The organism is Streptomyces sp. NPDC097107, assembly GCF_044762405.1.
GTDB classification, from domain to species: domain Bacteria; phylum Actinomycetota; class Actinomycetes; order Streptomycetales; family Streptomycetaceae; genus Streptomyces; species Streptomyces thinghirensis.
The window spans coordinates 219,396-232,886 of record NZ_JBIWEF010000005.1; the positions used below are offsets into that span (position 1 = coordinate 219,396).

Sequence of the window (13,491 nt, forward strand, 5' to 3'; positions counted from 1 at the left end):
CCTCCGATGTGGCCCGGCGGTCGGCGGAGCAGCGCCGAGGAGCTGGGCAGGGGAGCAGGGGAAGGGACCGGCGATGACCGCATTCTCGCTCGAACCGGCACGACTCGCCTGGTGCGCCGAGCTGCGCGCCCTCGCCGCCGAACGGCTGCGCCCGTTGGCCGAGAAGGGCGAACCGGGCCGTGTGAACCGCGCCCTCCTCACCGAGCTCGGCGCCCTCGGCCTGCTGCCCCGCCTGTTCACCTCGGGCGCGCTCGACCTGTGCCTGATGCGCGAGTCCCTCGCCCACGCCTGTACCGAGGCCGAGACCGCGCTCGCCCTCCAGGGCCTCGGCGCCCACCCGGTGCACGCCCACGGCACCGAGGCCCAGCGCGCCCGCTGGCTGCCCCGGGTGAGCGACGGCAGCGCGGTGGCCGCCTTCGCCCTCAGCGAGCCCGACGCCGGCTCGGACGCGGCGGCGCTGAGGCTCGCCGCGCGCCCGGACACCCCGTCCGACGGCCGGGCCGGCTGGCGGCTCACCGGCGAGAAGTGCTGGATCTCCAACGCCCCCGGGGCCGACTTCTACACCGTCTTCGCCCGCACCACCCCGGGCGCCGGCGCCCGCGGCGTCACCGCCTTCCTCGTGCCCGCCGACCGCCCCGGCCTCACCGGCGCCCCCCTCGACATGCTCTCCCCGCACCCCATCGGCGCCCTCGACTTCGACGCCGTGCCCGTCACCGCGGACGACGTGCTCGGCGAGCCGGACCGCGGCTTCCGCGTCGCCATGGACACCCTCAACCTGTTCCGCCCCAGCGTCGGCGCCTTCGCCGTCGGCATGGCACAGGCCGCCCTGGACGCCACCCTCGCGCACACCGCCGCCCGCGACGCCTTCGGCGGCAAGCTGTGCGACCTCCAGACCGTCGCCCACCAGGTCGCCGAGATGGCCCTGCGCACCGAGGCGGCCCGCCTGATGGTGTACGCGGCGGCGACGGCGTACGACGAGGGCGCACCGGACGTCCCGCGGCGCGCCGCGATGGCGAAACTCCTCGCCACCGAGAGCGCCCAGTACGTCGTCGACAAGGCCGTCCAACTCCACGGCGCCCGCGCCCTGCGCCGCGGCCACCTCCTCGAACACCTCTACCGCGAGGTGCGCGCCCCCCGCGTCTACGAGGGCGCGAGCGAGGTGCAACGCGGCATCATCGCCAAGGAGCTGTACCGAACGCCGGACTCGACGACCAAGGAGGCCGGGACATGACCGCCGAACGGGTGAACCCGCCCGAACTCTCCCCGCCCACCGGCTTCTCCCACGCCGTCGTCGCCACCGGCACCCGCGTGGTGTTCCTGGCCGGCCAGACCGCCCTCGACACCGACGGCAAGATCACGGGAGACACCCTCCAAGCCCAGTTCGAGCTGGCCCTCACCAACCTGCTGACCGCCCTGCGCGCCGCCGGCGGCACCGCCGCGGACCTCGCCCGCGTCACCGTCTACGCCACGGACGTCGCCGCCTACCGCACCCACGCCGCCGGCCTCGGCCGCACCTGGCGCGAGCTGGCGGGCCGCGACTACCCGGCGATGGCGGTCGTGGAGGTCGTACGCCTGTGGGACGAACGGGCGCTGGTGGAACTCGACGGGTTCGCCGTACTGCCTTGAGGCCCCACCGCCGTAAATCCCGCGCCCGCTCCGGAGTTCCGGCATGCCGGACATCGAACTGAGCGCGGGGCTGCCCGGAAGGCTGATCGGCCTCGCCTGCCGGACACCCGGGGGAGTGCCCCTGCCGGCCCGCGTCCTCGGGCTGAAACCGCTGCGCCGCCTGCCCGTCGGCAGCGGCGCGCTCACCAAACGGCCCGTGCCGGACGCGGTCGCCGACGGCCGGCTGCGCCCGCTGCGCACCGCCCGGCCGTCCGGCGCGGCTTCCGGCACCACACCACCCACGTCCGCCGCGACGAACTGCTGGAGGCGGCCCGGGGACCGCGGAGGTTCGACCGGCCCGCGCTCGTCGTCCGGGCGATCGAGGACCTCTTGATGCCCCGCGCGCCCACGGCCGACGCCTGGCCGGACTCCTCCCCAGGGGCCGGCTGGTGGAGGTGGAGGACGTCCGGACGCTGATCGCCGAGGACCGGCCGGAGCTGCTTGCCTCCCTGCTGCGGGAGTTTGTCGCCGAGAAGGACTGAGCGCTGCCCCGCGGGGCGCTCAGGCCGCCATCGCCAGGCGCCCCGCGCTCACCCGGTGCGGCGCGACGACCCGGCCGTCGGGCCGCAGCTCGCCGGTGTCGTCGAAGACGATCGTGCCGTCGCACAGCAGGTTCCACCCCTGCTCGGGGTGGGCGGCGACGACGTGCGCGGTCACGCTCCGCGCGGCCGGGGAGCCGGCTGCGGGGCAGGAAGGCCGGTGGGTACACATGGCGCACCTCCACGTCGGGAGACCGTCCCGTCCTCGGGACCGTCGCATGTACAGACCGTGCGCCCGGCGGGACGTCATCGCCAATACCCGGGCGGCAAGCGTGACAACACCCGGACAACCCGGCGACGGTTCCACGACGGCCGGCGCGGACTCGCCACCGAAGGGGTGACGGTCACCGCCGTCGGCCCGTCCGCCGGGTACCAGTGGAACCCCCATTCCGACCGACCGGGAGGTCCCCCATGCCCGTACGTTCCGCGGCCCTCGCCACGGCCGCCGGCGCCCTGCTCCTGCTGGCCGCCCCCGCCGCGACCGCGGCCCCCCACGACGCCCGTCACGTCACGGAGTCGGTGACGGTCGACCCGACCGGACGTCTCGCCGCGGACGGGACCGTCACCGTCTCCGGCACCTACCGGTGCACCGCCGGCACCGGCCCCGTCTTCGTCAGCTCCACCGTGAGCCAGAGCGAGTCGTCCGTCCGGTACGGCATCGGCGGTACCCGCGCGGTCTGCGACGGCCTGGAGCACCGCTGGGTCAACACGGGGAGGCCCTCCGGGAACGCCCTGAAGCCCGGCGCGGCCCACGTGGAGGCGACCCTGATGGAGCTGCGGCCCATGGGCGGTCTGCCGCTCCCGAGCTTCCACGCACGGCACGGCCAGGACGTGACTTTGACCGAGGGCTGACCGGCCGAGGCCGACGGGCCCGGGTCCCGCACCGACCGACCGCCGGTGCGGGACCCGCCCGGTCAGGGCCGCTTCCGGGCCCCGGTGTCGGACCGCGGCGAGCGCAGGGGATGCCTCCGCTGGCTGGGCAGGGACACCGCGTCCGGGGCCGCGGATCCCTCCGCGTCGTCGCCCGGCTCCGGCGTGGACGGGGGGCGCTGGCGGTGGCGCGGCACCGCTCGCCGGGGCGGACGGGTGAGCGTGATCTGGCGGACGATCTGCTGGAAGCAGACCAGCGCCGCCAGCCCCGGCAGGGCCGCGGCCGCAGCGTCGCCCAGTGTTCTGGGTGCCTGGGCGATGCACAGCAGCATCGCGATGGCGGAGAACAGCAGGACCACGGCCCACGAGTGGACCGCGCGACGCTGGTGCAGCGCGGACCGCAGGACGGCCAGCGACGCCACCAGCCACGGCCCGTACACCAGCAGCGGCCACCAGGACACGACGCTGCCGCGAGTGCGGGTCACGGCTGCCAGGCGCAGCGGTTCGTAGGCCACCATGCCGCCGAACAGGCTCACGGAGGCCGCGATGACCGCGGCGAGCGCCGCGACGAAAAGACTCGCGGCGCGCAGCCGGCTCACCTTCGTCCTGCGGACTCTGCGGTGGCTCGCGGGGGATTCTCTCAACGGTGGCAGTTCCGCCGTGATTTCCTGCAGATTGCTCAGTGGCGTGCCCGGCACGGGGGCGATCGCCGACGTTTCCGTCGTTCCGTGAACAATGGTGCGCTGTTCCATCGCGTCCTGGAGCAGGAACGCGAGTTCTTCGGCCGGGTCCCAGCCGGGTTCCGGCGGGACCAGGGTCTCCTGGAACGCTGCCTCGGGCGCCCGGTGCCGGCCGGGGCCGCCCGCGGACCGGAAGGAGCCTTCGCCGTAGGGCATGTGATGGTGGGTCTGTTCCTCGTACACGACGCCCGGGTCACTCCGCCCGTGTGCAGGTCAGGGACGTCTGGGACCGTCCCCAGCGCTCGGCGAGGTTGGTCTCCAGCTCGGCCATGACGTCGAGGAAGCGTTGGAGTACGGGCTCGGTCACACGGAGCGGGACGGGGAGCCCGCCTCTGGTCAGGGTTCCGTCGCTCGGTGACGGACAGTGGTTTCTGCCGGGCCTGTAGATGTATGGCCCGAGCGTCACCAATTCCCCGTATTCCTCTGTCATATCCGAAGTAACGTCTGCCTACTCCGTCGGATGCGCGGCAGTCGAGTGAACGGTTTCTGCGATACTTACCCAATCTGAATTCACACCGGCTCGACAGTAGCGCTGTAGGAAAAGCGGGAAATGCCATGCGAGGGGCCGGGCTTCCCCGTGGGAGCGACGACGCGCTACCGCTGGGTCAGACTTCCGGACTCGTTCGCCAGCCGTTGCTGGAGCGTGGCGGCGAAGTCCTCGGCCATCGCCAGCCGGGCGCGCAGCGTTTCGCAGCGCGCGTCGGCCACCTTCCGGTAGGAGTCCAGCCGTTCCCGCAGCAGCGCCCTCTCCTCTCCGGTGGGAGGGCCGTCGGAAACGGCGAGCCGGTCGGTGATCTCCAGCAGGTCTCGCATCTCGTCCAGGGAGAAATCGAGCGGCTTCATGCGGCGGATCACCATCAGCCGGTCGACGTCCGCGGCCGTGTAGAGCCGGAAGCCCCCCTTGCTGCGGGCCGAGGGAACGACCAGGCCGACCTCCTCGTAGTGACGGATGGTGCGCAGCGACAGACCGGTCCGCTCGGCCACCTGGCCGATCTGCATCTGCCGGTGTTCCGTCATCGCTGAGCCATCTCCCTCGGTCGTCCGTTCGCACCCTGCCCTCACGTCAGGGTAGAGTTGCGGGCGTGTTCGTCCCCGCCGGCTCAGTGCGCGGTAGGGGCGGAACCGCCGCGGCACAGGCCCCGACGGGCCTCTGACGGCACCAAGACTTCCAGGCAATGATGCCCGACCGGCGGCCGAGGGGTTGCCGCCTCGTCCGGCAAGGCCCCCGCCGAAGCGGCCGGACCGCCGGGGGATTCCGCACCCAGGTGGGATCACGTACGCCCCGCGCGTGTGTCCAGCGGCAACGGACGCGTGCGCCTGAACAGGAACGGTTGCATGTCCTCACCGCTGTCCGCAGCTCCCAGGTTCCGCATGTCCAAGCCCGACTGGCTTGCCTCTCCGAAGGTCCTGCGCACCGAGGTGCTGGCCGGCCTGGTCGTGGCCCTGGCGCTCATCCCCGAGGCCATCTCCTTCTCGATCATCGCCGGTGTCGACCCCAGTGTCGGACTGTTCGCCTCCTTCACCATGGCGGTCGTGATCTCCGTGGTGGGCGGCCGCAAGGCGATGATCTCCGCCGCCACCGGTGCGGTCGCCCTGGTCATCGCCCCCCTCAACCACCAGCACGGGCTGGGCTACCTGGTCGCCGCCGTCATCCTGGCCGGTGTCCTCCAGGTGATCCTCGGCGCCCTCGGTGTGGCCAGGCTGATGCGGTTCGTCCCCCGCTCGGTGATGGTCGGTTTCGTCAACGCCCTGGCGATCCTGATCTTCATCGCGCAGGTGCCGGAGATGCACGACGTCCCCTGGGCCGTCTACCCGCTCCTCGCGGCCGGCCTGGCCCTCATGGTGTTCTTCCCCAAGGTCACCAAGGTGGTCCCGGCGCCGCTGGTCTCCATCATCGTGCTGACCGTGATCACCGTCGCGGCCGGGATCGCCGTCCCCACGGTCGGCGACAAGGGCGAGCTGCCCTCCTCGCTGCCCGTTCCCGGCCTGCCGGACGTCCCGTTCACCATGGACACGCTGACGACCATCGCGCCCTACGCCCTCGCCATGGCGCTGGTGGGCCTGATGGAGTCGCTGATGACGGCCAAGCTCGTCGACGACATCACCGACACCCGCTCGAACAAGACCCGCGAGTCCGTCGGCCAGGGCATTGCCAACATCGTCACCGGCTTCTTCGGTGGCATGGGCGGCTGCGCCATGATCGGCCAGACCATGATCAACGTGAAGGTGTCCGGCGCCCGTACCCGCCTGTCCACCTTCCTGGCCGGCTCCTTCCTGATGGTGCTGTGCATCGTCTTCGGCCCGGTCGTCTCCGACATCCCCATGGCGGCCCTCGTCGCCGTCATGGTCATGGTCTCGGTCGGTACGTTCGACTGGCACTCCGTCCGGCCCAGGACCCTCAGGCGCATGCCGCTGGGCGAGACCGTCGTCATGGTGATCACGGTGGTCGTCGTGGTCGCCACCGACAACCTCGCCATCGGCGTCGTCGTCGGCTCCGTCACCGCGATGACCATCTTCGCCAAGCGCGTCGCCCACCTGGCCAACGTCTCCGGCGTGGTCGACCCCGACGGCAAGCAGGTCGTCTACTCGGTCACCGGTGAGCTGTTCTTCGCCTCCTCCAACGACCTCGTCCACCAGTTCGACTACAAGGACGACCCCGACGACGTCGTCATCGACATGTCCGGCACCCACATCTGGGACGCCTCCTCCGTCGCCGCCCTGGACGCCATCGAGACCAAGTACGCCCAGCGCGGCAAGAAGGTCACCTTCACCGGCCTCAACGAGCCCAGCGCCGACATGCGCCAGCGGCTGGCCGGACAGCTCACCGGCGGCCACTGAGGCATCGGTTCGCCAGGACGGCCCCGGGCGTAGAGTCGGGCCCCGATATCGGATTCGTCACTGTCGGAGGTGGGCCACGGTGCGGGAGTTCCAGCGGGGCGCGGTGCGGCTGCACATCCTTCACCACGCGTGCGAGGACGAGATCCACGGCGCGTGGATGGCCGAGGAACTGGCCCGTCACGGCTACCGGATCAGCCCCGGCACGCTGTATCCGACGCTGCACCGACTGGAGGCCGACGGGCTTCTGGTCTCCGAGCAGCGCGTCGTCGACGGACGTGCCAGGCGGGTCTACCGCGCCACGGAGGCCGGGAAGCAGGCCCTCGCCGAGGACCGCAAGGCCCTGGCGGAACTGGCCCGGGAGGTCCTTGGCGCGGAGATGCCGTAGGAGCGCCTGGCTGTCGCCGTCGGCCGTCGGCCGTCGGCCGTTAGCCGTCGTTGGTCGTTGGTCGTTGGTCGTTAGCCGTCGCTGGTCGCTGGTCGCTGGTCGCTGGTCGCTGGTCGCCGGTCGCTGGTCGCTGGTCGCTGGTCGCTGGTCGCCGGTCGCCTGCCGTCGGCTGTCAGCCGACGGCGCGGGGTCCGGGCCGCGCGGTGCCCGCCCGGGCGGGCTGCGCCTACGGCCTGCGGGCGGGCTGCCCCTACGGCCTGCGGGCGGGCTGCGCCTACCGCCTGCGGGCGGTGATCGACCGGCGTACCCAGTAGGTGGCGCCACCGGCCACCAGTACCGCGGCCCCGGAGACGACCGAGACCGACGGCAGGGCGAAGGCCAGTACCAGGCAGCCGGTCAGGCCGACAGCGGGGACCAGGCGGCGCGGGCGGCCCTCGCCGGGGGCGAGGGTCCAGGCGGAGGCGTTGGCGACGGCGTAGTAGGCCAGCACGCCGAAGGAGGAGAACCCGATCGCGTCGCGCACGTCCACGGTCGCCGCCAGCACGGCCACCACGGCGCCGACTGCCAGCTCGGCCCGGTGCGGCACCTTGAACCTCGGGTGGACCGCGGCGAGCGCGTGCGGCAGGTGCCGGTCGCGGGCCATGGCCAAGGTGGTGCGGGACACCCCGAGGACCAGCGCGAGCAGCGAACCGAGCGCCGCGACGGCGGCGCCGGCCCGTACGACGGGCGCGAGCAGGCCGACGCCCGCGGCCTCTGCCGCGTCCGACAGCGGCGCCGTGGCGTCCGCCAGTCCCTCGGTGCCGAGCACCGTCACAACGGCCAGGGCGACGAGGGCGTAGACGACCAGGGTGATGCCGAGTGCGAGCGGGATCGCCCGGGGGATGGTGCGGGCGGGGTCGCGGACCTCTTCGCCGAGCGTGGCGATGCGCGCGTACCCGGCGAAGGCGAAGAACAGCAGGCCCGCCGCCTGGAGCACTCCGCCGAAGGAGGCGTCCGAGCCGATGTGCAACCGCCCGGCGCCGGACTCGCCGGAGGTGAGGGCGGCGACGACCACGGCGGCGAGCACGGCGAGGACGACCGCGACGATCGCGCGTGTGAGGAGGGCGGACTTCTGCACCCCCGTGTAGTTCACGGCCGTCACCGCCACCACCGCCGCGACCGCGACCGCGTGCGCCTGCCCGGGCCACACGTACGAGCCGACCGTGAGCGCCATCGCCGCGCAGGAGGCGGTCTTGCCGACGACGAAAGCCCAGCCGGCCAGGTAGCCCCAGAAGTCACCCAGGCGTTCACGGCCGTAGACGTAGGTGCCTCCGGAGGCCGGGTAGCGGGCGGCCAGCCGGGCGGAGGAGGTCGCGTTGCAGTACGCGACCACGGCGGCCAGGGCCAGGCCCAGCAGCAGACCGGAGCCGGCCGCCTGTGCCGCCGGGGCGAGCGCGGCGAAGATCCCCGCGCCGATCATCGAACCGAGGCCGACCACCACGGCGTCGGGCACGCCGAGCCTGCGCCGCAACTCGTCCGGCAGGCCGGTGGCGGTCGATGGCTTGCTCATGGCGCGCTCCTCGGCGACCGAGGCCCGCACTTTACGGTCCCCGATATCGGGAGACGATATATGAGTCTCCGAGGGAACCCCAGCGCCGCAGGTCGCACGTTCCGCGGGCAAGTGCCCGACCGGCCGTGGTCGTCAGCGGGCCGCCGGCGACGAGGGCGAGGCCCCAGCCAGGTCATGTACTACTTGGCGACCGTCGCCGAACTCACCAGGGTCAGAGGCTCGCCATCGTCGGTGCCCGCGACGACGTCATCCCCCGCGCGTCCGTCGGCAGCGCTACCGCGACACGGACCCGCGGCGCCTCGCCCGCGAGTACGGCCGTCAGGCCTCCCTGACGAACCCCACCCACGCCTTACGGGACACACGGATGGCGGGTCCGGCCACGGCTTTGGAGTCTCGGATGTGTATGACTCCGGTGCCGGCCGCGACCTCGACGCACTGGCCGCCCTCGGTGTCGCTGTAGCTGCTCTTGAACCAGGTGAGTTCGGACTCGGCGGTGTTCATAGCTCTCCCAGCAACTTCTCGATGAACTGCGAGGACTCCCTCGGACTGAGAGCCTGCGATCGGATGATCCCATAGCGTGCGGCGGCGAGAACCGTCTGTTCAGGGTCGGCTTCGAGTGAGCTGATGGCGTGTGCCTCGGAGTAGACGAACCTGTTGGCGTCCCTCCGAGTGACGACGGTGAACGGCCCGTTCACGCCCGCGTTGTCCTCGCAGTCGAGCGGCATGATCTGCATCTCGACGTTCCGTTTCTGTCCGATCAGAAGGAGGTACTCCAACTGGCCGCGCAGTACGGCCTTGCCGCCGTAGCGTTGGCGCAACACCGCCTCGGTCATTACGAACCCCAGTAGTGGCGCGGGCTGCCGGTCGAAGATGTCCTGTCGTGCCAGCCGCGCGGTCACCCGCTGATCGATCGTCTCTTGGGTCAGGGTCGGGCGCCTCATACCAAGCAGAGAACGCATGTACTCCTCGGTTTGGAGCAGGCCGTTGACGATCAGCGCGTCGTACATGAGCAGCTCGATGCACTCCTTCTCCAGCGTTGCCATCCCCTGGAAACGGACCGGATACTGAGCCCGCTCCACCTGCTCCTTCCACACCGTCAGCAACCCGCGCCCGCGTCCAGAACCTCGTCGGCGCGCTCGATGGTCCTGGGCGAGGGGATCCGCCGCCCCTGCTCGTACGACGCGACCGTGGACGCCGAATACCCGATCCGCCGGCCGAACTCCTCCCGCTCCAGCCCGGCCCGTACCCGCAGCGTCTTCAGTGTCTGTCCGAACGCGACGACCACGGCCTGGCCGGACGTGTCCGCCGTCGCCTGTCCCGCGTCGTCCGCCACCACCGTGTCGGTCCCCTCGCGTGCAACCTCGGTCATCGCTACCGCCTCCCTGGCCCAACGCCGCCCCGGCGGCCTCGTCGCGCCGCGCACCGCGTACCCGTACCGCCCCAGCGCGTACAACGGGCCGCGTCGGTGCGTCACCACTGGTCACGCTATGCGACCGAAGACACCGTTGTCGGCATGACGAGTCAACTCCCCAGCCACATCAGTGCCTCTCAACCCGCCTGTCTCAGTGACGACTTCAACCACACCTTCGAGATGCGTTTCACCTCCACCCCCCGGAAAGCCCGCCTCGCCCGCCGACTGGCCGCACACCGGTTGGACGCCTGGGGAATCCCGTACGGCACCGACCCGCACGAGGAGATCGTGCTGATCGTCGGTGAGCTGGCCGCCAACGCGGTACAGCACGGCCACGTCCCCGACCGGGACTTCCATCTGCTCCTGCGTGCGAGCGATCCCGCCCGCACGGTCAGGATCGAGGTCACCGACACCCGTACCGAATGCACACCACCCGAACCGGACACGCTGACCGCTCCCGACCCACAGGACGCCAGCGGCCGAGGGCTGCTGCTGGTCACGGGTCTCGCCACCCGCTGGGGCCGGCGCCTCCGGCCGGGAGGTCCGGGCAAGACGGTCTGTGCGGAGCGCGTGTTCGCAACTCCCATGTGAGCTCGGGACCGCGGTGGAAGAATGAGACGAGATGACCTCCAGTGACTACTCTCCGTTCGCCCACCTCACCGCTCCCAACGCCCCCCTCTACCGCCAGGTCATGCGCGCGTTCCTCGCCGCCAAGGAGCGGTTCGCGGTGCATCTGCGGCCGGAGGACGTGTACGCCGCCCTGGACGCGGGGAGCCGGCCCGCCGACCCGGACGCGGTGGCGCAGGCGCTGGACAAGCTCGTGGAGTGGGGCAACCTGCGGGCCGACCCCGATCACGCGCGGGTGACGGCGGTCGAGGACTTCTACCGCAGGCGGTTCATCTACCAGCTCACCCGGGCCGGTGAGGCGGCCGAGGCGGCGCTGGGGAGGTACGACGAAGTGCTGGGGCGGCGCGGCGAACTCCAGGCGGTCGCGCTGCACGACATCGTCACGCAACTGCGTGCGCTGCTGGTGATCGCCGCGGAGGAAGAGCCTGACCCGGCCAAGACATACGTCGCCCTGTCCGTGCTGACGGCGCGGTTCACCGACCTCGCCGACAACGCCCGCGCCTTCATGGGCTCGCTCCAGCGCACCATCGACCTGCACGACATCGAGGTCGAGGCGTTCCTCGCCTACAAGGACCGGCTGATCCAGTACCTGGAGCGGTTCATCCAGGACTTCATCACCCTCGGCGGGCGAATCGCCCTGCTCATCGGAGAGCTGGAGGAGCAGGAGCGGGTCGGTCCGCTGCTGCGGCTCGCCGCCGCCCGCGAGGCCGCCGACGCCGCTCCCGAGGACGCCGAGCGGGCGGAGGCGGTGGCGTACGAGAGGTGGGCCGCCCGGTGGTCCGGGCTCGCCGAGTGGTTCGTGTCGGAGGAGGGGCGGGAGTCGCAGGCCAGGCTCCTGCGCGGGCGGGCGCTCAACTCGATCCCGCAGCTTCTGGCCGTCGTACGGCAGCTCAACGAGCGGCGGGCCGGACGCTCGGACCGTTCGGCCGACTTCCGCACCCTCGCGCGCTGGTTCGCCCAGGCACCCGACGACGCAGCACGGCACCGGCTGTGGCGCGTGGCGTTCGGGTTGCACTCCTCCCGGCACCTCACCGTCGACGCCGACACCCTCGCCCAACGGACGGCCTCCCCTGAGCCGGCCTCCACCCCGTGGAGCGAGGCGCGGCCGCTGAGGATCAGCCCCCAGTTGCGTCGCACCGGCAGCTATGAACGACGCGGCAAGCCGCGCCGGGTGGCCGACCGGGGCGAGGCGAAGCGCCGGCTCGCCGAGATCGCCGCCCGGCAGACGGAGGAGACCAGACGGGCACGGGACCGTCTCGTGACGGACGGACCGGTGCGGCTGTCCCGGCTCGGCGTACTCGACCCGCATGCCTTCCAGTTGTTCCTGCGGCTGCTCGGCGACGCGCTCGCCACCTGGCGGCCGGGCATCATCACCACGGTCGCCACCAGCGGGGACGGTTCGATGGAGATTCGGCTGACCGCCCTCGATGACGGATCGACAGCCGAAGTGCGCACTCCCGACGGTGTGTTCAGCGGCCCCGATCACCTGATCGACATCGTCGACCTCACGGTGGGAAAGGGCGACCGCGCGGCCGCACCGCCATCGGCACCCGTTTCCCTCCCCGCCCCGCGACGGGACACCGTTCCCCAACTCACGGAGGACCGATGAGTGGCCCCCTGGCCGAGGTCCTCGACGGCCAGCGGCAGGCCGACTTCCAGAAGGCCGCGCGAGCCCTGCTGAAGCAGCCGCTGCTCACGGCCGACGGACCGTATGCGGACGAGTTCAAGCTGGTGCGCCGGCACGCGGTCGAGCTGCGGGGGTGGTTCGAACGCAACGTCGGCTGGACGCTGCGCACGGACGCCGACGCCGCCCGGCTGCGCAAGACGCCGGGCACCCTCACCGACGCCACACACCCGGCACGCGAGGCCGCCCGCAGCGCCCTGCCCTTCACCCGCCGCCGCTACGTCCTGCTCTGCCTGGCCCTGGCCGCGCTGGAACGGGGCGAGTCGCAGGTGGCGCTCGGACGCCTTGCCGAGCAGGTGGTCCTGGCGGCCGCCGATCCCGAACTCGTCGCTGCCGGAATTACGTTCACTCTGGAGCGGCGCGACGAGCGCCTCGACCTCGCGGCCGTCGTCCGTCTGCTGCTGCGGCTCGGCGTGCTGCGGCGGGTCGTCGGCGACGAGGACGCCTACGTCAGCGGATCGGGCGACGCGCTGTACGACGTGCGGCGGCGCGTGCTGGCCGGGATGCCCGCGACCCTGCGAGGTCCCTCCATGGTCGAGGCCGACGGCTTCGAGGAGCGCCTGTTGGAGATGACCGCGTCGACCGTGCTGGACAGCGACGAGCTCAGGTTCCGGGCTATCCGCTGGAAACTGACCCGCGTCCTCCTGGACGACCCGGTGCTGTACTACGACGACCTGACCGACGACGAACTGGCCTATCTCACCCGGCAGCGCGGCTTCATCACCGCCCGCATCAACGAGCTGTCGGGACTGGTCCCGGAGGTCCGGGCCGAGGGCATCGCCATGGTCGACCCGATGGACGACCTCACGGACGCGCGCATGCCGGAACAGGGCACCCACGGCCACATCACCCTGCTGCTGGCGGGACACCTGGCACGGGCGGACGGGCCCGTCGAACCGGCGGAACTGGCGGTCCGCGTAAGGGAACTGGCCGCAGAACACGGCGGGTTCTGGTCCAAGTCGGCGAGGGAACCGGGAGCGGAGCCCGAACTCGTCGAGCAGGCGCTGGCCAGGCTGGTGGCGCTGGGACTCGCCGAGCGCACCGAAGGGAGCGTCGTACCGCGGCCGGCCCTCGCGCGGTACGCGGTCGGCGAACCCGTGGTCAGGGAACCCGGACGGGCCCGCAGGTCCGCCACGACGGAACAACCAGTGCAGCCCGTGCAGGACGAAAGGTGAACCGCTCC

The 13,491-nt window shown here is 71.9% G+C and carries 14 protein-coding genes and 1 pseudogene; 9 read left to right on the plus strand and 6 right to left on the minus strand.

Annotated features, from left to right (window positions below; translation table 11 throughout):
• Positions 1-73: 73 nt before the first annotated feature.
• From ACIQ1J_RS13730 to ACIQ1J_RS13740, 3 genes are read left to right on the plus strand one after another with little or no spacing between them, the layout of a single operon-like run.
• Positions 74-1,231, plus strand: coding sequence for an acyl-CoA dehydrogenase family protein (locus ACIQ1J_RS13730; RefSeq protein WP_403556913.1), 1,158 nt, complete (start codon positions 74-76; stop codon positions 1,229-1,231).
• Entirely contained in the window at positions 1,228-1,626 is a 399-nt protein-coding gene (locus ACIQ1J_RS13735; protein ID WP_403556914.1) for a RidA family protein, read from the plus strand. Before ACIQ1J_RS13730 ends, ACIQ1J_RS13735 begins: the two co-directional genes overlap by 4 nt.
• 43 nt (positions 1,627-1,669) lie before the next feature.
• Positions 1,670-1,999 (plus strand): hypothetical protein, encoded by a 330-nt coding sequence (locus tag ACIQ1J_RS13740; protein ID WP_403556915.1) that lies wholly within the window; start codon positions 1,670-1,672, stop codon positions 1,997-1,999.
• Between the two features lie 167 nt (positions 2,000-2,166).
• Here the strand turns inward: ACIQ1J_RS13740 and ACIQ1J_RS13745 are convergent, their stop codons facing one another.
• Entirely contained in the window at positions 2,167-2,376 is a 210-nt protein-coding gene (locus ACIQ1J_RS13745; protein ID WP_403556916.1) for a DUF5999 family protein, read from the minus strand.
• A gap of 239 nt (positions 2,377-2,615) precedes the next feature.
• Here ACIQ1J_RS13745 and ACIQ1J_RS13750 point away from each other — a divergent pair, with 239 nt between their 5' ends.
• Positions 2,616-3,056, plus strand: coding sequence for a DUF6299 family protein (locus ACIQ1J_RS13750; RefSeq protein ID WP_403556917.1), 441 nt, complete (start codon positions 2,616-2,618; stop codon positions 3,054-3,056).
• A gap of 62 nt (positions 3,057-3,118) precedes the next feature.
• Here the strand turns inward: ACIQ1J_RS13750 and ACIQ1J_RS13755 are convergent, their stop codons facing one another.
• Together ACIQ1J_RS13755 and ACIQ1J_RS13760 are read right to left on the minus strand one after the other, a co-directional pair.
• Positions 3,119-3,970, minus strand: a complete 852-nt coding sequence (locus ACIQ1J_RS13755; protein WP_403557190.1) for a hypothetical protein — start codon at positions 3,968-3,970, stop codon at positions 3,119-3,121.
• Positions 3,971-4,408: 438 nt separating this feature from the next.
• Positions 4,409-4,831: a MerR family transcriptional regulator gene (locus ACIQ1J_RS13760; RefSeq protein ID WP_403556918.1), complete on the minus strand. Its 423-nt coding sequence runs from the start codon at positions 4,829-4,831 to the stop codon at positions 4,409-4,411.
• A gap of 318 nt (positions 4,832-5,149) precedes the next feature.
• On the opposite strand from ACIQ1J_RS13760, the gene ACIQ1J_RS13765 reads away from it, so the two are divergent.
• On the plus strand, positions 5,150-6,652 hold the full coding sequence (locus tag ACIQ1J_RS13765) for a SulP family inorganic anion transporter (RefSeq protein ID WP_403556919.1): 1,503 nt from the start codon (positions 5,150-5,152) through the stop codon (positions 6,650-6,652).
• Positions 6,653-6,731: 79 nt separating this feature from the next.
• Positions 6,732-7,037, plus strand: coding sequence for a PadR family transcriptional regulator (locus tag ACIQ1J_RS13770; protein ID WP_403556920.1), 306 nt, complete (start codon positions 6,732-6,734; stop codon positions 7,035-7,037).
• A gap of 274 nt (positions 7,038-7,311) precedes the next feature.
• On the opposite strand, the gene ACIQ1J_RS13775 is transcribed toward ACIQ1J_RS13770, so the two are convergent.
• The 3 genes and pseudogenes from ACIQ1J_RS13775 to ACIQ1J_RS13785 form a co-directional block, all read right to left on the minus strand.
• Positions 7,312-8,586 (minus strand): APC family permease, encoded by a 1,275-nt coding sequence (locus tag ACIQ1J_RS13775; protein ID WP_403556921.1) that lies wholly within the window; start codon positions 8,584-8,586, stop codon positions 7,312-7,314.
• Positions 8,587-8,904: 318 nt separating this feature from the next.
• The gene (locus ACIQ1J_RS13780) at positions 8,905-9,087 is read right to left on the minus strand and encodes a DUF397 domain-containing protein (RefSeq protein WP_403556922.1); all 183 of its coding nucleotides are present in this window, start codon (positions 9,085-9,087) and stop codon (positions 8,905-8,907) included.
• A pseudogene (locus tag ACIQ1J_RS13785) lies at positions 9,084-9,955 on the minus strand (helix-turn-helix domain-containing protein). The gene ACIQ1J_RS13780 and the pseudogene ACIQ1J_RS13785 overlap by 4 nt, the downstream one beginning before the upstream one ends.
• A 144-nt stretch (positions 9,956-10,099) precedes the next feature.
• Here ACIQ1J_RS13785 and ACIQ1J_RS13790 point away from each other — a divergent pair.
• From ACIQ1J_RS13790 to ACIQ1J_RS13800, 3 genes are read left to right on the plus strand one after another with little or no spacing between them, the layout of a single operon-like run.
• Positions 10,100-10,588 (plus strand): ATP-binding protein, encoded by a 489-nt coding sequence (locus ACIQ1J_RS13790; protein ID WP_403556923.1) that lies wholly within the window; start codon positions 10,100-10,102, stop codon positions 10,586-10,588.
• 31 nt (positions 10,589-10,619) lie between these two features.
• Positions 10,620-12,233 carry a TIGR02677 family protein gene (locus ACIQ1J_RS13795; RefSeq protein WP_403556924.1) on the plus strand — a complete coding sequence of 538 codons (1,614 nt, stop codon included), beginning with the start codon at positions 10,620-10,622 and terminating at the stop codon, positions 12,231-12,233.
• The gene (locus ACIQ1J_RS13800) at positions 12,230-13,483 is read left to right on the plus strand and encodes a TIGR02678 family protein (RefSeq protein ID WP_403556925.1); all 1,254 of its coding nucleotides are present in this window, start codon (positions 12,230-12,232) and stop codon (positions 13,481-13,483) included. Before ACIQ1J_RS13795 ends, ACIQ1J_RS13800 begins: the two co-directional genes overlap by 4 nt.
• Positions 13,484-13,491: the final 8 nt, after the last annotated feature.